Annotated in this window: 17 protein-coding genes; 13 read left to right on the top strand and 4 right to left on the bottom strand. The window is 37.3% G+C overall.

Annotated elements, in window-relative coordinates:
• The first annotated feature begins 28 nt into the window (after window positions 1–28).
• The 3 genes from AC4PID_RS09830 to AC4PID_RS09840 all read left to right on the top strand — a co-directional run bounded on the left by AC4PID_RS09830 (window position 29) and on the right by AC4PID_RS09840 (window position 3038).
• Window positions 29–631 carry an NUDIX hydrolase gene (locus AC4PID_RS09830; RefSeq protein WP_492131834.1) on the top strand — a complete coding sequence of 201 codons (603 nt, stop codon included), beginning with the start codon at window positions 29–31 and terminating at the stop codon, window positions 629–631.
• The gene (locus tag AC4PID_RS09835) at window positions 631–1110 is read left to right on the top strand and encodes a GNAT family N-acetyltransferase (protein ID WP_492131835.1); all 480 of its coding nucleotides are present in this window, start codon (window positions 631–633) and stop codon (window positions 1108–1110) included. Before AC4PID_RS09830 ends, AC4PID_RS09835 begins: the two co-directional genes overlap by 1 nt.
• Window positions 1111–1235: 125 nt before the next feature.
• Entirely contained in the window at window positions 1236–3038 is a 1803-nt protein-coding gene (locus tag AC4PID_RS09840) for a DEAD/DEAH box helicase (RefSeq protein ID WP_492131836.1), read from the top strand.
• An 80-nt stretch (window positions 3039–3118) separates the two neighbouring features.
• Here the strand turns inward: AC4PID_RS09840 and AC4PID_RS09845 are convergent, their stop codons facing one another.
• Window positions 3119–4624, bottom strand: coding sequence for a polysaccharide deacetylase family protein (locus tag AC4PID_RS09845; RefSeq protein ID WP_492131837.1), 1506 nt, complete (start codon window positions 4622–4624; stop codon window positions 3119–3121).
• 150 nt (window positions 4625–4774) lie between these two features.
• Here AC4PID_RS09845 and AC4PID_RS09850 point away from each other — a divergent pair, with 150 nt between their 5' ends.
• From AC4PID_RS09850 to AC4PID_RS09865, 4 genes are all read left to right on the top strand, one after another.
• Window positions 4775–5104, top strand: a complete 330-nt coding sequence (locus AC4PID_RS09850) for a DUF1904 family protein (RefSeq protein ID WP_492131838.1) — start codon at window positions 4775–4777, stop codon at window positions 5102–5104.
• 188 nt (window positions 5105–5292) lie between these two features.
• Window positions 5293–7968 (top strand): winged helix-turn-helix domain-containing protein, encoded by a 2676-nt coding sequence (locus AC4PID_RS09855; RefSeq protein ID WP_492131839.1) that lies wholly within the window; start codon window positions 5293–5295, stop codon window positions 7966–7968.
• Between the two features lie 76 nt (window positions 7969–8044).
• A complete protein-coding gene (locus AC4PID_RS09860; RefSeq protein WP_492131840.1) occupies window positions 8045–8266 on the top strand; it encodes a DUF8691 family protein in 222 nt (73 codons plus the stop codon).
• Window positions 8244–9218 (top strand): NAD(P)-dependent alcohol dehydrogenase, encoded by a 975-nt coding sequence (locus AC4PID_RS09865; protein WP_492131841.1) that lies wholly within the window; start codon window positions 8244–8246, stop codon window positions 9216–9218. The genes AC4PID_RS09860 and AC4PID_RS09865 overlap by 23 nt, the downstream gene beginning before the upstream one ends.
• A gap of 67 nt (window positions 9219–9285) precedes the next feature.
• On the opposite strand, the gene AC4PID_RS09870 is transcribed toward AC4PID_RS09865, so the two are convergent.
• Both AC4PID_RS09870 and AC4PID_RS09875 read right to left on the bottom strand, forming a co-directional pair.
• On the bottom strand, window positions 9286–10476 hold the full coding sequence (locus tag AC4PID_RS09870; protein WP_492131842.1) for a class I SAM-dependent rRNA methyltransferase: 1191 nt from the start codon (window positions 10474–10476) through the stop codon (window positions 9286–9288).
• Window positions 10477–10487: 11 nt separating this feature from the next.
• Entirely contained in the window at window positions 10488–12143 is a 1656-nt protein-coding gene (locus tag AC4PID_RS09875; RefSeq protein ID WP_492131843.1) for a SulP family inorganic anion transporter, read from the bottom strand.
• Between the two features lie 239 nt (window positions 12144–12382).
• On the opposite strand from AC4PID_RS09875, the gene AC4PID_RS09880 reads away from it, so the two are divergent.
• From AC4PID_RS09880 to AC4PID_RS09895, 4 genes are read left to right on the top strand one after another with little or no spacing between them, the layout of a single operon-like run.
• On the top strand, window positions 12383–14464 hold the full coding sequence (locus AC4PID_RS09880) for an LTA synthase family protein (protein WP_492131844.1): 2082 nt from the start codon (window positions 12383–12385) through the stop codon (window positions 14462–14464).
• Window positions 14464–15168, top strand: coding sequence for a DNA/RNA nuclease SfsA (gene sfsA, locus AC4PID_RS09885; protein WP_492131845.1), 705 nt, complete (start codon window positions 14464–14466; stop codon window positions 15166–15168). The genes AC4PID_RS09880 and sfsA overlap by 1 nt, the downstream gene beginning before the upstream one ends.
• 1 nt (window position 15169) lies before the next feature.
• A complete protein-coding gene (locus AC4PID_RS09890) occupies window positions 15170–15460 on the top strand; it encodes a hypothetical protein (RefSeq protein WP_492131846.1) in 291 nt (96 codons plus the stop codon).
• Window positions 15457–16044: a LysO family transporter gene (locus AC4PID_RS09895; protein ID WP_492131847.1), complete on the top strand. Its 588-nt coding sequence runs from the start codon at window positions 15457–15459 to the stop codon at window positions 16042–16044. Before AC4PID_RS09890 ends, AC4PID_RS09895 begins: the two co-directional genes overlap by 4 nt.
• A 79-nt stretch (window positions 16045–16123) precedes the next feature.
• On the opposite strand, the gene tpx is transcribed toward AC4PID_RS09895, so the two are convergent.
• On the bottom strand, window positions 16124–16624 hold the full coding sequence (gene tpx, locus AC4PID_RS09900; RefSeq protein WP_492131848.1) for a thiol peroxidase: 501 nt from the start codon (window positions 16622–16624) through the stop codon (window positions 16124–16126).
• A gap of 160 nt (window positions 16625–16784) precedes the next feature.
• Between tpx and AC4PID_RS09905 the strand changes: the two genes are divergently transcribed.
• Window positions 16785–17258, top strand: a complete 474-nt coding sequence (locus tag AC4PID_RS09905) for a pyridoxamine 5'-phosphate oxidase family protein (RefSeq protein WP_492131849.1) — start codon at window positions 16785–16787, stop codon at window positions 17256–17258.
• 15 nt (window positions 17259–17273) lie between these two features.
• Window positions 17274–18110, top strand: coding sequence for an inositol monophosphatase family protein (locus AC4PID_RS09910; protein ID WP_492131850.1), 837 nt, complete (start codon window positions 17274–17276; stop codon window positions 18108–18110).
• Window positions 18111–18120 lie beyond the last annotated feature (10 nt).

Raw genomic sequence — 18120 nt, forward strand, 5'->3', positions numbered from 1 at the left:
AAAAAAACGCAAAGGAAATTGATGGGTTATGAGAGATAAGCTAGAAATAATTGAGGTTAAGCAGATCCCTAGCTTGAAATACCTATATGCATATGAAATTAGATACTTAAATCGCAAGGGTGAAGAAAAAATTTGGGAACTGGTTTCAAGAAAAGGAATTGAACGATTAGAATCGGAGATCTATCGTCATGAAAAATACAGCGATGGTACGATGATTGTAGCGACGAATCCGGATAAGACGCAAACGGTTATGATTAGAGAATATAGAGTTTCCGCAGGTCAGTTTATTTATATGTTTCCAGCGGGTCTTAGTGATCCTAATGAAACCATTGATGTAACTAGTAAAAGGGAATTTTTAGAGGAAACTGGTATGACGTTTGAGCTAAAAACTTTTTCAAATGCAAGATATACTTCAGTGGGGATCATCAATGAAAAGGTTGAAATCGCATACGGATACTACACTGGGAAACCAAACGCTGCCTACCAAACTGAAGATGAGTTGATTGAGGTTGTAATGGTAGATCGAATACTGGCGAAACACATTTTAGACAACGAGGAAATAAGTATTAGAAGTGCGTTGATATTAGAGAATCTTTTCAAACTAAATCCATTTATAAATGAGGTAAAATAATGACATTATTAGGTAAAGAACATAAAGACGCTATTTTTGAATTATGTCAAAGGCTAATTGAAGAAAATGCTAGGATGAGTTTTACAGACATTGAAAACATTGAACATTTAGAGAAATGGTTTAATGATACCAACGTTTTATTATATGGAAAATTGAATGCATCTGGTCAGTTGATTGCTATGGTAAAAGCGACGAGAGGTGTAGCCAATAAGGCGCACAGCTGTTACCTTGCGGCTGCGACACACCCTGATTATAGAAAAGAAAGTCAGGCGAGTTCGCTGACAAATGAAGTCCTTGATGATTTAAAGAATAGAGGGGTATTAATAGCACGTACTTATATTTATTCGTGGAACCATGCTTCAATCAAAACCATAGAAAAATGTGGATTTACTCAAAGTGGTCGAGTTGTCATGCACGAGTATGACGAAGTTACTGGTGACTACATAGACGATTTGATCTATTATAAGCGATTAGTTTAAATATTTCGAAATAGTCATTTGACCTTTAGAGGTTGTATGATATAATGAAGTGTTTGAAAAATGGATAAGTACCAAACAGGACAGAGATATACTCTATCTTGTCAAGATATACGAAAGGAATAATAATGGAAAAAATTCTATTTAGTGAATTAAACTGTTCAAGAGAAATCTTAAGAGCGGTAGAAGACATGGGCTTTGAAGAAACGACACCAATCCAATCAATGGCGATTCCGGTGGCGTTTACTGGTCGCGATGTAGTCGGTCAAGCACAGACGGGTACAGGAAAAACTGCGGCATTCTCGATTCCAATGCTCGAAAAAATCGACCTGTCTTCTAAACACGTACAAGCATTAGTATTATGCCCTACACGTGAGCTTGCCGTTCAGATTTCGGAGGAAGTCAACAAAATCGGCAAGTACATGAGAGGTCTGCATATTTTACCCGTTTTCGGCGGTCAAGATATAGAGAGACAAATCAGAGGACTTAGATCAGGTGCTCAAGTTATCATCGGTACACCTGGACGTGTTCTAGATCATCTCAGAAGAAAAACACTTAAACTTAACAATTTAAAGATGTTAGTACTTGATGAAGCAGATGAAATGCTTAACATGGGCTTTAGAGAAGACATCGAAGCGGTTATTGAAGAAGTGGATCACAAAATTCAAACGCTTTTATTCTCTGCAACAATGCCAAAAGAGATCATGAACATCATTAACAAGTACCAAGATGAGCCTGAAATTCTCAAAGTAACACATACTGAGCTTACAACGCCAAACATCAGCCAGGTTTATATGGAGATGAAGGATAGAGATAAGCTCGAGATTTTAACCCGTTTGATAGACATCTATAACTACAAGCTCTCCATCGTTTTCTGTAATACAAAAAAGAGAGTTGACGAAGTGACAGATATGCTTCAAGCACGTGGTTATATGTGTGATAAAATTCATGGTGATATGAAGCAAACACTTCGTATGAATGTTATCAACAAGTTCAAACGTGGTGATATTGAGATTCTAATTGCAACTGACGTTGCAGCGCGTGGTCTCGATATCGATAACGTAGAAGCTGTTTTCAACTACGATATGCCAACTCATGAAGAATACTACGTACACCGTATCGGAAGAACGGGTCGTGCTGGTAAAGAAGGTATTTCTTTCACATTTATTACATCTAGGGAGTTTCACCTTCTTAGAAGCATCATGAGATATACAAAATCTGATATTAAACCGCACCCAATTCCAAAAATTAGCGATCTTGAAGCAGTGAAGAGAGACCTCTTCATGAACAAAATTCGTGAGAGAATTGAAGCTGGCTTAGATCATAAATTTATCAAGATTATTGAAGAGTTTTCTGAAGGCTCTTATACACCGATTGAAGTTGCCGCTGCACTTTTCCAAATGGAACTTGAAATGGAAAATGTAAAAGAAATCGATTCAATTGATAACTCTAAAAAAGTTTATACTGAAAAACCAGATAGAAGTGGCGCAAGACAAAACAAAGGTGGGAGAAGCAGCAGAGGTATGGTTAGAATGCATATCAATGTTGGTAATAACCACAACGTAAGACCAAGAGATATCGTAGGTGCCATCGCAAATGAAGCGGGTATTGAAGGAAGATTGATTGGCTCTGTAGATATTTTTGATAGCTTTACCTATGTTGAGATTCCAGAAAGTCAAGCACAACGTGTACTTGAGCGTATGGACAAACGCGTTATCAAAGGAAAATCAATTTCGATTGAAAAAGCTAAGGATTCAAAGGGTAAATCAAAAGGATCTGAGGGCTATAACAAACGTAAATCAGAAGGCTACAAAGGTTCTAAATCAGAAAGCTATAAAGGCTCTAAATCTGAAGGTTCAAAAGGTGGAAAATCTTATGAAGGCAAAGATAGAGAGAAGAAACGTGTTAAAGCAGATCGTCCTAGAGGCTAGTCAGTAGCTATTTAGAAAAAAAGTTAAAATGAAACTCCTGTATTCAGGCGATAAATAATCGCTTTGAACACAGGAGTTTTTTAATGGGTTTCGACAGCTTGAGAAAATATTCTCACGTTATATTTTGCTGTATTTTCTGTAATGCCTAATAATTCGTCAACTGTGACAATTTCATATCCTTCAGCAATGAGGGCATCTAATATTCCGCTTATAGCTTGAGTCGTATATGCATTTGTATCATGCAAGAGGATAATGGCGCCATCTGCTACGTGATCTAAAACATAATTCGTAATATATGAAGCGTCTTTGTATTTAAGATCCTCTGGATCAACTGACCATAGAATCGCTGGCATATTGATCGTACTAATGACATTTTCATTATAAATCCCATAGGATGGGCGGTATAAAAAAGGTGCTCTACCTGTTATTTGTTCTAGGATGCTTTGAGTTTTTTGGAGCTGCAATAACATTTCATCTGGAGATAAATGTGTCAATTGAGGATGGCTCCAAGTGTGATTTCCGATAAGGTGACCTTCGGCATTAATGCGCTGTATTAAGTTTGGATACTCCTCTGCGCGGATCCCCTGAACGAAAAATGTTGCAACTTGATTTCTGGATTTAAGCGTATCTAAGATAAGCGGTGTATAATCAGGGTCTGGACCATCTTCAAAGGTAAGTGCAACGCGTTTCGCATGTATCACCTCTTGATTGTTACTTGATTCATTTTCGGAGGCCGTTGCTGTTTCAGTGGTCTCGTTAACCATCTCAGTGGATGGTGTTTCAGTGATGACCTCAACGGAAGTCGTCGTTTCAGCTTCTGTTGAAGGAACTATATCATCTATGGTCTCTTTTAATTCTATATGCGCCGTAAAGGTATCAAATGGAATGATAATTTTAGGTTCCCCAATAAAAGCAGGTCCTATTTGGTATTTTTCAAATATAATGATTAAACCACCATTTGTAAATAAGAAATGCTTAAAGTTAGATTCCAGTGGATCAGTTCCTTTTGTTACCCAATCCTTATCAAGTGTAATATTTAAAGCATTGTCGTCTACAAGTTTGGCATAGATGTATTTCGATAAAATTTCAAGGTAGGCGCTAGAACCTTTAAACAAATCCTTTAGTGCCAACTGTCTACCTTGCTCAAGATTGTAGTTAAAGGTATAGATGGTTGAGGTTGGCTGAGCACCGCCAAGATACTTATTTTCTTTAAAAAGAAGTGAAATATGCCGATCTGATTTAAAAACAACCTCGTAATCGAGATGGAGCTCAAAGGGCCAACTCTCTTCCTGCGTTAGTTTTAAATCGGCAGTCTCCTGTCTAAATAGCTCAATTCGGTTTAATGCAAAAGATTTCAGTGCAGCATCTATTTTTTCTTGTCCGATAATTGGATAATGGGCGGCAATGGTTTGATAGTTCTCTTCTTCAATGATACTGATAATCCCTACATCTGGTGAGGTGTCAGTCACTGAAGGTATTGAAATTTCTGGTTTAATAGGATCTTCAATTTTCTCATAGTAAACACTACAAGCTGACAGTGAAAAACAAAGTGAGAAAATTAATAACAGGGAAATTGCTTTTTTCATATTCATTATATCCATTCTAATAAGATACTTCTATTTTATCCCATCTACTGAAATAAGTGAACATAATTATGTGAGAACATTGACCGTGAATGAGAGTTGTGATAAACTTTTCACATGCTTAGGCAATTTGAAAAGAGGTGTTTTTAAGGTATGCCACATATCATTTTTAGAGGGATTGACGTTGCTGATGTTAAAGAAATTGAAAAACCAATGGTTCAAGAAATTTCATCGATCGTCAATTGTCCAGTAGATCACTTTACGGTTGAATGGACACCGACACTGTTTATCTCAGGTGGGGTTGAGAATTCAGGGGGGTATCCCTTTGTTACTATTAATTGGTTTAAACGATCGAGAGATCAACAAGATGATGTCGCTAAGATCGTAACTAAAATTGTTCTGGATTTGGGATATTCAGACGTCTGTGTTTATTTTAATGAGTTGGATCCAACCGCTTATTATGAAAACGGAGTTCACTACTAACCGAACGTATAGAATTTAAAATTCAATATGAAAATGAAACTGTGAGATAGCTCGTAATAATGATATGATTATTATGAGCTTTTTTCTTTAAATAGCCCAAGTTGGCAATGATTCAAACTTAAGTAGGTATTTAACTCTGTTGTTAAAAGGTATATTAATAAAGACTAACCAAAATCATGGGAGATACTATGTCAGAAATTATCCTTACTTCAAAGTTACAAAAGTCCATTATTCCGAGTACTTATGTTAGAAAATCGGAAAGTATTTTGCTATTATCAGAGCGCCAAATCAATATTATTAGCGCGCCTGCAGGTGCAGGAAAATCAACAATTGTGAGTGATTGGATTGATATTGAGAAATGTTCTTATGTTTGGTATAGCTTGGATACATGGGATAATGAAATAGATTTGTTTTTGAGTTACCTTGCCAAAGGATTAATACTAAGTGAAGCAGGACGCGAAGTTGGAAAAGCACTATTACAGATTTTAAGCTCACGGTCTAATTTAGGACATGAAGGTTTTAACCGAACGGTTATTGGTCTTTTACATCAGATTAGTGATCCAATTATTATTGCATTAGACGATTACCATGTGATTTCGGATACAAACATTCATAACTTGTTAAACGAGCTGATACGGCAGTTACCTCAAATGATAAAGCTTTGTATTATATCTCGTGAAGATCCGCCTTTAACACTTGGAAGGGTAAGAGCGACTGGGCGAATTTGTGACCTGAGGATGGCAAATTTAAAATTTACAGTCGATGAATCGGAAGCTTTTTTGAAAACGATGCTCTCTTTTATGACGTTGAGTTCAGAACAAATTAGTTTGATACAAGACAGAACTGAAGGCTGGATTGCTGGTCTGCAGTTGATGGCGCAGACTTTAATAAGATCAGAGAACAAGGATAACACATTGCTATCAATTGGTACCAATAATGATTACATTATGGAATACCTATTGGAGGAAGTATTAAATACATTTGATATTGAGACGCAACTGTTTTTATTGAAAACATCGATTTTTGATGATTTTTGTGAGGCATTATCTGATTATGCACTTGGTGTGGTAAGTGGCACCAGCTATACCTTTTTAGAGACATTAAAGAGAAAAAATAGCTTTATTTCAAGTTTTAGAGGAATGGATCATCATTCTAATGGTGCAATGTGGTACAAATATCATCATTTATTCCGTGACTTATTAAGACAAAGATTAAGTAATGAAAAGGCGATATCAAAAGCGACTATTGACGAAATTTATAAAAGAGCTGGAGAATGGTATGAAAATAGAGAGGAATATCTATCAGCCGTTCACTATTATTTTAATTTACCTTTAGAGGCTGCAAGACTGATAGAGTTACAATGGGAACCTATGGATATTGAACTAAAATCTAATATATGGCTCTCACTTGCTAAAAGACTGCCGGATGCGCTATGCAAAAGAAGTCCTGTGATTTCTATGGGAATTGGTTGGTCAATGTTGGATGCAGGTGATACAGAAGGCTGTGTTAAATGGTTTCAGCATGTAGAAAAGCTAATAGCCCCAATACATTCACTAAATAATGAGATGGGTAAAATGCAAGATAAGACAGATGAACTATCAAAAGAAGACAGTATTGAGTTATTGATCTTTGATCAACGTGAGTTTGAACAGATTCCAGTCTATCTATTGAGTGCCAAAGCTTACATTGCTGCATCTACAGGTGATTATAAAACGTTAATGGCATTAATGGCGCAATTAAAAATTATAACAGATAAGATTCCTTATCAGAGAACTTGGGTTATAGACACCTTTGTTGGGATGCTGGACTGGTCTAATGGAGACCTAAGTCAAGCTTTTCAGACTTTTAATAGGGTTTGGGTAAAGGCAAAACAATCACTACCTCTGATCGTTCAAGGGTCTATTTTTGCTCTACTTATAGAACTGAAAATTCAAAAGGGAGAACTGCTTGATGCTGAACGGATGTTAGATGAGGAGATAAAAAAATTACAACATCCAGTCGGTGATGGACTTTTCGCATTATATAAGCTTTATCAGGCATCGCTCTATTTTATGCAGGGGAAAATAGATCAATCATTGATTGCAATAGAAGAGAGTCAAAATTTTGGGATACTCTACAATCATATGGATTGGCAGTATAAACAAGAGCTATTAAAGGCGAGAATAGAAATGCTCTATGGCAACATAGAGGCAGCAAAAAAATGCGTTGAGCGTGGTAAAGTGCATCATTTTAATAACCCGATTCCAGAGTTTATGGGATATGAAGATCTTGAGTTTTGGATTCAGCTAGAGACAGCTAAGCGAGAAAATAGATTGGCGACATTTGTGGATATGAAATGGCAAGCGCTTCTCGAGAATGGAAAGGACGAGGAATTACCTAACTATCTTAAAGAGAACCAGTATAAATTGCTCTTGTGGTACGCCCCAAAGAAGTACCATGCCTACTCTAAAATGTGTCAATTACTCTTGAACCGTGCAATACAACAAAAGAGGTACATGCAGATGGTTGAGTTTTCGCTAATCTCTATTCGATATGCCACTAGTGTGGCGGTTCAACAGCAGCTCTTCAAAGAGGTGGAGGAAGTGGCCGAAATGAATCAAATCAGATTGCCTTTTTACGAGTTTTCTGATGCATTTTCTGATGAAATTAATGCGTTTAAGTCTGGTTCAAATCAATTATTAACTGAAAGAGAATTAGAAGTTTTAAAATTAATTGCCGAAGGCTATTCAAATCAAGAGATTGGTGCAAGTTTATTCTTGTCGCTCAGTACGATAAAAAGTTATAACTACAGTTTGTTTAGCAAGCTAGAAGTTAAGAGAAGAACAGAGGCAGTTGCAAAAGCAAAAGAAATGGGCATACTTTAAAATACAAACTTTGGTTGGTAGCAGCCAAAGTTTTTTTTAGCTATGATCGAGATACAAAGATTCTAGGAGGTGTAAGATGTTTTATACCATAATGATAAAAGGCAATCTTAAGCCACACTGGTTTGAGAGTCTATCAGTAGAGAAATTTGGTGCATTCAATACGGTTATAAGAGGTGAGTTAGTAGATCAAGCCGCATTATATGGGGTCTTAAACCGTATTCGAGATTTAGGTGTTGAACTTATATCAGTTTCAAGTGAAGATGAGGTGATTTCAAATGAAAGCAATCGTACAAAATAGGTATGGCAAATGGGATTCTTTAAAAGTTGAAGAGGTAGCGATTCCAATTCCAAAAGAAAATGAAGTTTTAGTTGTTATTAAAGGTGTATCATTAAATGCACCTGATTGGCGGCTATTACAAGGCAAACCCTTTATTGTTAGAGTTTTTTCAGGATGGCTTAAACCTAAAGCAAGAATTAAAGGCTCTGATTTTTCAGGCATCATAACTGCAACCGGAAAGTCAGTTAAAAATTTTAAAGTAGGGGATTGCGTTTACGGCGATTTATCCGGGTACGGATTTGGCGCATTCGCAGACTTTGTTTGTGTCGATGAGCAGCTAATAGCAAAAATGCCTTCAAACATATCTTATGCGGATGCGGCATCCTTACCACTCACAAGTGTAACTGCATTACAGGCAGTAAGAAACCTTGCAAAAGTCAATCAGGGTGAACGCGTTCTCATCGTGGGTGCATCTGGTGGTGTTGGGAGTTATATGATTCAACACTGTAAAAATCTGAATGCACATATAACAGCAGTTGTAAGTACAAAGCGGATCCCACAAGCGATTCAATTAGGTGCAGATGATGTTATAGATTACACTAAAAAAGATTTATCAAAGATAACCTCGAGTTACGATGTGATTTTGTATGTGAACGGTGATTATCCGATTTCTATTTTTCATCAGCTGTTATCTGCCAAAGGGAGATTTGTCTTAGTAGGCAGTGGGAATTTGAATCATATTTTATATCTTTCAATTTTTGGGAAAAGCTTAAGTAAAAAATACGATAAAAGCTACCGAGTTTTAATGGCAAAGCCCAACGCAAGTGATTTAAGATATGTTTCTGAAGCAGTTGAGCAAGGAAAGCTAATCCCTGTTATTGATCGCCAAATTGATTTTTCTGAGATTCCTTACTGGATAGGTGAACTCGAAAAGGGCCATGTAGGTGGAAAAATAATTGTAGAACTGGAATAAATAAGCCCCTTCATACGCAATCCGTATGAAGGGGCTTTGTTTAGTCTCAATCATGCTTGTGGTAAAATTAATCGATTTGTATAAAGAGAACTTTCAAATAATTACTCTCTTCATATTTGAAATGCGTTCTAAAATCCTTTGGTAGCTGATGTACTTCGAGAATTTTAAATCGTTTGTTTGCAAGGTTAAAGCCTTTTCCGATAAGTTGTTTAAATTTATCTAAGGTAATATTACTTGAGTTGTTTGATGCGATGATAATCCCCTTTGGAGAAGTGATTTTAATTGCATCAGCAAGTAATGTCGGATAATCCTTTTCTGCACTAAAAGTAAAGTCTTTTGACTTGGCATAGCTAGGTGGATCTAAAATGACCAAATCGAAAATAAGCCCTTTTTTTTGCGCAAATTTAAAGTAGTGGAAAACATCTTCAACTAAGATCGGATGATTTTCAGGGGCAATATGATTTAATTCATAGTTCTTTAATGTATGCTCTAAGCTTCTATTTGCTAGATCGACACTAGTGACACTTTTAGCACCACCAATTGCAGCAAATGTTGAAAATGCACCTGTATAAGAAAACGTATTGAGGACAGTTTTACCTTTTGCGTATTGATTACGTATCGCTTTTCTAATCTCTCTTTGATCAAGGAAAACGCCAACCATACCACCTTCGTTGAAGAAAACAGATAACTTTACACCATTTTCAAGCACGGTTATTGGAAAGGTAAGTGGTTTACCAGCGACAAAGCCATCATTGACCTCTTCATGATCTTCAAAACGACATTTTTCATAGATGGCGTCATATTCAACAGATTGTTTAAGTGCCTTTTCAATTTGATTTTTAAAGGCATAGATTCCCTTACTGTAATAATTGATTAGGTAAGAACCTGCGAAAAAGTCAATGGTTAATCCGCCGATACCATCGCCCTCGCCGTTGAAAACGCGAAAAGCAGTTGTTTTAGGATTGTTATATAATCCGAGACGTTTTTCAATACTTTGATAGAGCTTTTTGAGAAAAAATGTATCATCAATTTTCTCACGCTCATTATTTGTGAGCACCCAACCCAAGCCTTTGTTTTGAAGACCGTAATAGCCGGTTGCAACAAACTTACCCTTTGAGTCTGTTAGTTTGAGTAGTTGTCCTTCTTCGATATCTGATGTTTCAAGTAACTGATAACCAACAACACTTTCCTTAAAGATCAAAGGGTATTTTTCTTTGAACTTCTCAACATGTTTATCATGTAATTTTATTTCGTACATGGTAACTCCTTTTATTTAATTGGCAGCGTTTCAGCAAATGATAACGCTTCTTCAAAATTTTCAAAAATAGCGTCTTCTCCAAGCGTATCAATTAATCCTGATTTTTGCAAGACTTCTCTTGGTTGTTGTTTCAAACCGGAGAAAAGCAATTTTACTTTATTCTTCTTACATACCACAATAAACCGTTTTAAAGCATGAATTGCAGTTGCATCCATTGCCGGTACGTTTCTAAGTCTTAATATCATAATCTTTGTTGATCGATCGACTTCTTTGCTGACTTCTAAAAATTTATCGGCAGCACCAAAGAAAAATGGCCCGTTTACTTCATAGACCGTAATATGTGATGGCAAACGCTGAAGTAGTGAAGGGTCAAAAGAAGGCGTAAAGCTGTCATCTTCCTCAGCAGTATCTCGGGTTAACTCTTTAACTTCTGTTACATCTGCCATACGTTTCATAAACAAGAGCGATGCTAGTACCATGCCTATCTCGATTGCAACAACCAAATCCACAAGAACAGTTACGAAGAAAGTAATGAGTAATACAATCACATCGCTTTTAGGCGATTTTAAAAGACCGATAAATTCACGCCATTCACTCATGTTATAAGCGACAACGATGAGTATCGCAGCCAATGCAGAAAGTGGAACAAGTTTCGCAAGCGGCATGAAAACTAACATTATGAGTAACAAAGTAATAGCATGAACCATACCTGCAACCGGCGTACGGCCACCGTTTTTTATGTTTGCAACGGTTCTCGCGATAGCCCCTGTCGCAGGAATACCACCAAACAGTGCAGAAGCCATATTTGCAATCCCTTGTGCGATCAATTCTGTATTTGAGCGGTGTTTACCGCCGATCATCCCATCGGCAACAACCGCAGATAAAAGGGATTCAATAGAGCCTAATAATGCAATTGTAAATGCAGGCCCAATTAACAAACGTACTTTTTCGATACTGAACGCTGGTAAATGTGGGACTGGAAGTGCAGATGAAAGTTCGCCAAACTTTGAGCCGATGGTTGCCACTTCCATAGGTGTAATTTGAACAATTAGGGTCGTAACTACAAGTGCTGCTAAAGAGCCAGGTACTTTTATTTTGTCTTTTGGCCAAAATATGATAATCAAAAGAGCAATCGCACCAATGATTAAGGTTTGCATCTGAGTTGTCCCAAATGCACCAATATAGGCATGCCATTTTTCGAGAAACTCAGCTGGTACAACGTCCAGCTTAAGTCCAAAAAAATCCTTAATTTGAGATGAAAAAATCGTTACAGCGATACCACTAGTAAATCCGGTTGTAATCGGGTGTGGAATAAACTTTATTACAGATCCTAGTTTAAAGACACCCATAAGAATCATCATGATACCACCCATCATGGTTGCCATAATCAGTCCATCAAGACCATATTTCATCACGATTCCGTAGACAATAACCATAAAGGCACCAGTCGGACCACCAATCTGTACCCTACTGCCACCTAAAAATGAAATAATAAAACCAGCGATAATTGCGGTATGAAGTCCTTTTTCAGGCGTAACCCCTGAAGCAATTGCCAATGCAATAGAAAGTGGAAGTGCAATAATTGCAACGATAACCCCAGCTGTTAAGTCGCTGATAAACTGCTGTTTATTATAATTTTTTATGGTGGTGAAAAACTTAGGTTTCATAAACCCTCCCAAACGTCGCATTTATTTAATACAAGTGTTAACAAACCTTGGTTGATTTCATAATTTTTTGTTGATATAATGTCAGCGTGCTGTATTATGCGACCTTAATATGTAGTTGTATACAATATACCTTTACTATTTTAGCACTTATAATAAGGCGATACTACTCTCATTTATATGAAATTAAAGAAATATAATTAAGAATAAACCGAGCTGCATTAGCCCGAGAGGAGAATATATTGACCAATAAGTTTTTTGACAAAATTAAATCAAATATTAAAAAAAGTCCAACTGCAATTATGCCAATTTTAAAAATGATAGGGATTTTTATCGTCGTAATCGTTCTTACTGAAAGTTTGTTTAGAAAGAGCTTTCCAGATACATTGAACTGGATTTTTACCAGCCCATTAGCTTTTGCTTTAAACCTTATGCTGATGATATTTGTAGCAGCAGTCTTGCTCATATTTACCCGAAATATCGCGATTGTGACATTTTCCGTGAGTGCGGTTTCACTTATTTTGAATGCTATTAATATTGGTAAATATTCTCTTAGAAATGTACCTTTGTTAGTGGATGACTTTATGCTTGCAAAAGAAGTATGGGTTTTAATGCCACAGCTCTTTAATATCAAGGTTTTGATCCAAATAATCATCGGTGCATTGCTATTGGTTGCATATGCCATGGGACTTCGTAAATTTTTTAAAAAGGAAAAGCTACAGGGACAAAGGCTTATTGCTATCTTTATGATTGCTATTTCAATCCCATTTCTGATGCTCGGTCAAACGTCATTTTCTTCTGACCAAGATATTTTAGAAACCGGATTTTTATATTCGCTTTCAAATAATACCAGAGAAGCGTCTATCGTTATCGACGATGCTCAGTTAGAGGAAGCGGATAGCTTAATGCAGAGATATGTTAAGGAATATAATGCTGAATTTCCAACGCCAACTGAAGAACCAGTAAAACCGAATATCATCATCATTCAAAGTGAAGCATATTGGGACATCGATAAGTTGGATATCAAAATGACTGAAAATCCAAATGCTTTCTTTGAGTCTTTACGTAAAGAAAGTCGATATGGTGAAATGTACGTACCAGTTATCGGGGGTGGTACTTCAAACACAGAGTATGAGATTCTTACAGGTATGACCTTAAAAAATTATTCTAATGACTGGTATATGGTCTATCCAAATGAGATTAAGTCTCCTGTTATTTCTATGGCTTCTATTTTACGTAATCAAGGTTATTCAGCGGTAGGGATTCATCCATACATGTCATGGTATTATAACCGATATGATGTTTATAATTATCTTGGTTTTGATACATTCAAAACGTTAGAGTTTATGAATGATGTGAGAACAGTTGGTGGTTTGGCTTCAGATGATTATTCAACTGACATGATCATCCATACGATAGAAAGTGAAACTAACCCTGTATTTAATTTTATCGTTACGATGCAAAATCATGGACCTTTTGGTAATGCAAGATTTGCAGCGGATGAGTTTACTGTTGATATCAAAACAAAAATGTCAGACTCTAGCCGATATTTACTACACAATTATGTTCAAGGACTTTCACTTACAGATCAAGCGCTTGAAAAGCTAGTGAATTATCTAAAAGCAAGTGATGAGCCAACTATCATTCTCTTTTATGGCGATCATCTTCCAGCACTGGGTGACGATTATCAAGCCTATAGAGAGCTTGGATACGTTGGAAATGAAGACAACTACTCTCTTCAAAATGATCTTAAAATGATGTCTGTCCCTTATATTTTATGGAGTAATTTCGATAATACTTCAGAAAAATTACCAACGATGAATGCATCATTTATGTCATCTTATATCTTGAATTATTTAAATCTCGATATGCCAGATTATTTGAAAGCGCTATATATGGCGAGAAGAGAAATGCCAGTTTACTTTAGAACCTTTGGATTTGATGAAAACGGCAATCGACTTGAAAAAGAAGCGACAACTTTTTTAAATACAAAAGCACTTTATGTTTCAATTTTTAATGATCTTGGAACGGGTGCTGAAAAAGCAAAGTGGGCGATTAACGACAACCCTGATTATAATAAATCACTCAGTGAGATTGCCATCTCAGACGTTAAAACAGAAGGTAGCAAAACGGCACTCACTGGCGGTCCGTTTTATCAGAACATGAAGGTATTAATCAATCAAACTGAAACGGCGTTTACTTGGGTATCGGATACTGAAGTAACACTCGGTCAAGCACTTAAAACAGGTGATACGATAGAGATTAGCTTATCCGATAGCGAAGGTAGAGTATTGGCTGAGCTAAAGGCTTATGAGGTAAAATAATGACTGTATATGAATTTAAGGATTTACAATTGGGACGCTTTATAGAGCGTCCCAATCGCTATCTGTCCAAGGTCGAGGTGGAGGGTAGAGTTGAAACCGTACACGTACATGATCCAGGGCGTCTAAAAGAGCTGCTCTATGAAGGCAATGAAGTACTCGTAAGATATTGTCCATCGCCTACACGTAAAACCAGCTGGGATATGATTGCAGCTAAAAAAGAAGATGAGTATGTCTTAGTACATTCTGGCATTCACCGTTACATCAGTACCGCGATTCTAGAAAATCCAGAGCTCAATCCCTTTGGTCCAATGTCGGACTTAAAAGCAGAAGTTAAGGTAGGACAGTCCCGAATTGACTATTATGGTGTTATAATAGGGGAAGCGCCTATTTGGATAGAGGTAAAAGGTTGCTCACTGTCCATTGATGGCACAGCGATGTTCCCTGATGCGCCAACAGTAAGAGGTGCAAGACATCTTGAGGAACTCATTAGTTTAAAGCAACAAGGCAAAAGAGCAGGCGTACTCATTCTTGTTTTAAGTGAAGCGACACAGTTTTCACCCAAATGGGACACGGACCCTGTTTTTGCAGATATTTTTTACAAAGCACTTGAAGTTGGGGTGGAGATTCATCCAGTTAGAGTCTCACTTTTACCAAGTGGTGAAATGCGGTATCTTGGGGAGATACCTATTTTAGAGAGGGGATAATATGTCAGGGATTTTGTTGTATTTAGGGCTGTTAATTATCGGGGGGATATTCAGCTATCGTGGCTGGATACATAAGGCGATGCTCGCCCGCATCGATCGACTTCAAATGGCATGTCTGTTTGGTCTATTGTTTATCATGGGCATGCGCATCGGCATGGATGACCGTGTAAAGGAAGCATTTTTAAAGATTGGCCTACATGCGGTTTTATTTGGAGTTTTTACGGTTGTCTTCAGCGTTCTCACCGTACATCTCATGCTTCGACTCTATGGTAGAAAGCAGGTGACGAAATGACTTTTAAAATCATTTTAGCGGTCGTGATCGGCGGAATCGTAGGATTGTTTGTTCCGGACAGCTGGTATGCACTTTCAGATAACTGGCTGACAGTCGGTTTATGTCTTCTATTGTTTTTTGTGGGCATCGATATCGGAAAAAATAAAAACGTTTTAAAGGATCTGAAAAGATCTGGTGCTTTGTTTTTTTTAATCCCAATAGGTGTGGCAGTGGGCAGCTTAATTGGCGCGTTTATTATAGGTGCAATACTCGGTTATCCGCTTCATGAGTCAGGCGCAATCGGCTCTGGCCTTGGCTGGTATACTTTGTCTTCAATTATCATTGCGCCATACTCTGCTGAGCTTTCCGTTCTTGCTTTTTTAACCAACGTCGTAAGAGAAATCATAGCGATTATGATGATTCCACTTGTGGCAAAGTACGTTGGCTTCTATGAAGCGATTGCTCCTGCTGGCGCAACGGCTATGGATACGACACTACCTATCGTTTCGAGAAATACAAACTCCGAAACTGCCGTATTGTCGTTCTCAACAGGATTAATCCTTTCGACGTTAGTACCCATTTTAGTGCCGCTGTTTTTAAGATAATTGTGCGATATAGAAAAAAAATAAAGGTGCTGCTGCTTATCCTATTCAGATAAACAGAGGCACCTTTTTACGATTAATATTACAAAGTCTCAATGAACTCCAAAACTTTATCATAATCTGGGTGAGACCCAACTTCTTTTACATACTCAACATATCTTACATTATCTTCAGCATCTACGACGACGATCCCACGCGCTAAAAGTCTTAAGCCTTCGATAGCGTAGCCGTATTTTGTTCCGAAATCAAGCGATTGATAATCTGAGACAACGATTGATTTTTCAATGCTATTTGCTACACAGAAGCGTTTTTGAGCAAATGGTAAATCCACGCTCACCGTAACGACCATTACATCTGGGTGTTTTGTCGCTTCTTCGTTAAAACGAATCGTTTGGAACTCACAGATACGAGTATCGATTGAAGGAACAACGCTGTAAATTTTGATTTTTCCATTTAACTCATCAGAATTGAATTCAGACATATCTGGTTTAACCGCTTTAAAAGCAGGTGCTTTCATTCCAACTTTAATTTCTTCTCCTAAAAGTTTGATGGGATTACCGCCCATTGTAATTTGATCTCTCATGACAACCTCCATATATATGTTTACAAGTATATAGTTAACCGAAATATCATTTTATAAACAATTTTCTTAGACATTTACAAAATGTTAAAAATTGCGTTCACAAGTGTAGCCACAGGGTGTATAGTGGATAATGTAATGAGTAAAGGAATTGGAGGTCAATATGTTTAAAGAAATGCGCGTTCAGAAAAAAGTTATGCCAGCAGATCGTATCGACAAGCTGATTTTAGAAGGCGAATATGGCGTTCTTTCAGTTTTGGATACAAATGGCTATCCATATGCTATACCCGTCAATTATGTCTCTGATGAGCATGCAATTTATATACACTGCGCAAGGGAAGGTATGAAAATAGATGCCATCGCTGCACACGAAAAGGTTGGTTTTACAATCGTTGGACGTCATAGCGTCGTCGCTAAAAGATTCTCAAGCGATTTCGAAAGTGTCGTCTGTTTTGGAAAAGCTGAGTTTGTTGAATCAGACGATACAAAGCTTGAAATTCTAAAGCGCTTTATTGTGAAGTACGCTCCTGAATTTACAGAGGGCGGCTTTAAATATGCAGCAAATGATTTTCATAAGACGAACATCATTAAATTAACGGTAGAACACAAGACAGGAAAGACCAACATCGATTTATAAGAATAGGAAGTTAACATGATAGATAAACAATATGAAGCAGTTATCGCACTTGCCAAAGAAGCAGGTGCGCTTCAAATGCATTTTTTTAGAAGTAATACGCTCTCGATTGAGACAAAAAGTACATCAGTAGATATGGTGACAGAAGCTGATATAGCTTGCGATAAACTCATCGTAAGTCGTCTTAAGGAGCTGTTCCCTGGTGATCAAATTTTATCGGAGGAACAAGGCTATCAACCCAATGTGGCAGCGTCTGATTATGAATGGATCATCGACCCTTTAGATGGCACAACCAATTTTTCGATTGGTCATCCTATATTTGCCGTATCAATAGCAAGATGGTATAAGAACAAGCCAGAGTTTGGCGTCGTTTATGTCCCTACTTTGGAAGAAATCTATTTTGCACAAAGAGGTGAAGGTGCCTATCGTGTGGTAAAAGAGCAATCACCAATAAGACTTTGTGCATCAACTCAGTCAGAACTGGGTAAAAGTGTCTTAGCGACAGGATTTCCATATGACCGTGCTACCGCTAAGAATAACAATTCACAAAATATAGCGACGATGGTTCCTCTCGTAAAGGGTCTTAGAAGACTGGGAGCAGCAGCTTATGATTTGTGTTTGGTAGCAGCTGGTGTCTACGATGCATTTTGGGAGCTTAGACTTGGTAAGTGGGACCTCGCAGCAGGTGCTCTAATGATTACTGAAGCAGGAGGCGATTTCAATTATCATTATGATGCTGAAAGGTATAACGTGATTTCAGGATCGAGTGAAGTTTGTAAAGCCATTGTAGACAAGGTCTATCTGTCTAATAATGGTCATCAAATAAAAGATTATCAATTATCAAAGTTGTTATAGGAGAAAAGCG

It is taken from the genome of Fusibacter sp. QWL-12 (assembly GCF_058683495.1).

What these genes read in the sequence shown, in the direction of transcription:
- AC4PID_RS09830 (WP_492131834.1), top strand. Translation starts at nt 29, where the DNA reads ATGAGAGATAAGCTAGAAATAATTGAGGTTAAGCAGATCCCTAGCTTG.
- AC4PID_RS09835 (WP_492131835.1), top strand. Translation starts at nt 631, where the DNA reads ATGACATTATTAGGTAAAGAACATAAAGACGCTATTTTTGAATTATGT.
- AC4PID_RS09840 (WP_492131836.1), top strand. Translation starts at nt 1,236, where the DNA reads ATGGAAAAAATTCTATTTAGTGAATTAAACTGTTCAAGAGAAATCTTA.
- AC4PID_RS09845 (WP_492131837.1), bottom strand. Translation starts at nt 4,624, where the DNA reads ATGAAAAAAGCAATTTCCCTGTTATTAATTTTCTCACTTTGTTTTTCA.
- AC4PID_RS09850 (WP_492131838.1), top strand. Translation starts at nt 4,775, where the DNA reads ATGCCACATATCATTTTTAGAGGGATTGACGTTGCTGATGTTAAAGAA.
- AC4PID_RS09855 (WP_492131839.1), top strand. Translation starts at nt 5,293, where the DNA reads ATGTCAGAAATTATCCTTACTTCAAAGTTACAAAAGTCCATTATTCCG.
- AC4PID_RS09860 (WP_492131840.1), top strand. Translation starts at nt 8,045, where the DNA reads ATGTTTTATACCATAATGATAAAAGGCAATCTTAAGCCACACTGGTTT.
- AC4PID_RS09865 (WP_492131841.1), top strand. Translation starts at nt 8,244, where the DNA reads ATGAAAGCAATCGTACAAAATAGGTATGGCAAATGGGATTCTTTAAAA.
- AC4PID_RS09870 (WP_492131842.1), bottom strand. Translation starts at nt 10,476, where the DNA reads ATGTACGAAATAAAATTACATGATAAACATGTTGAGAAGTTCAAAGAA.
- AC4PID_RS09875 (WP_492131843.1), bottom strand. Translation starts at nt 12,143, where the DNA reads ATGAAACCTAAGTTTTTCACCACCATAAAAAATTATAATAAACAGCAG.
- sfsA (WP_492131845.1), top strand. Translation starts at nt 14,464, where the DNA reads ATGACTGTATATGAATTTAAGGATTTACAATTGGGACGCTTTATAGAG.
- AC4PID_RS09890 (WP_492131846.1), top strand. Translation starts at nt 15,170, where the DNA reads ATGTCAGGGATTTTGTTGTATTTAGGGCTGTTAATTATCGGGGGGATA.
- AC4PID_RS09895 (WP_492131847.1), top strand. Translation starts at nt 15,457, where the DNA reads ATGACTTTTAAAATCATTTTAGCGGTCGTGATCGGCGGAATCGTAGGA.
- tpx (WP_492131848.1), bottom strand. Translation starts at nt 16,624, where the DNA reads ATGAGAGATCAAATTACAATGGGCGGTAATCCCATCAAACTTTTAGGA.
- AC4PID_RS09905 (WP_492131849.1), top strand. Translation starts at nt 16,785, where the DNA reads ATGTTTAAAGAAATGCGCGTTCAGAAAAAAGTTATGCCAGCAGATCGT.
- AC4PID_RS09910 (WP_492131850.1), top strand. Translation starts at nt 17,274, where the DNA reads ATGATAGATAAACAATATGAAGCAGTTATCGCACTTGCCAAAGAAGCA.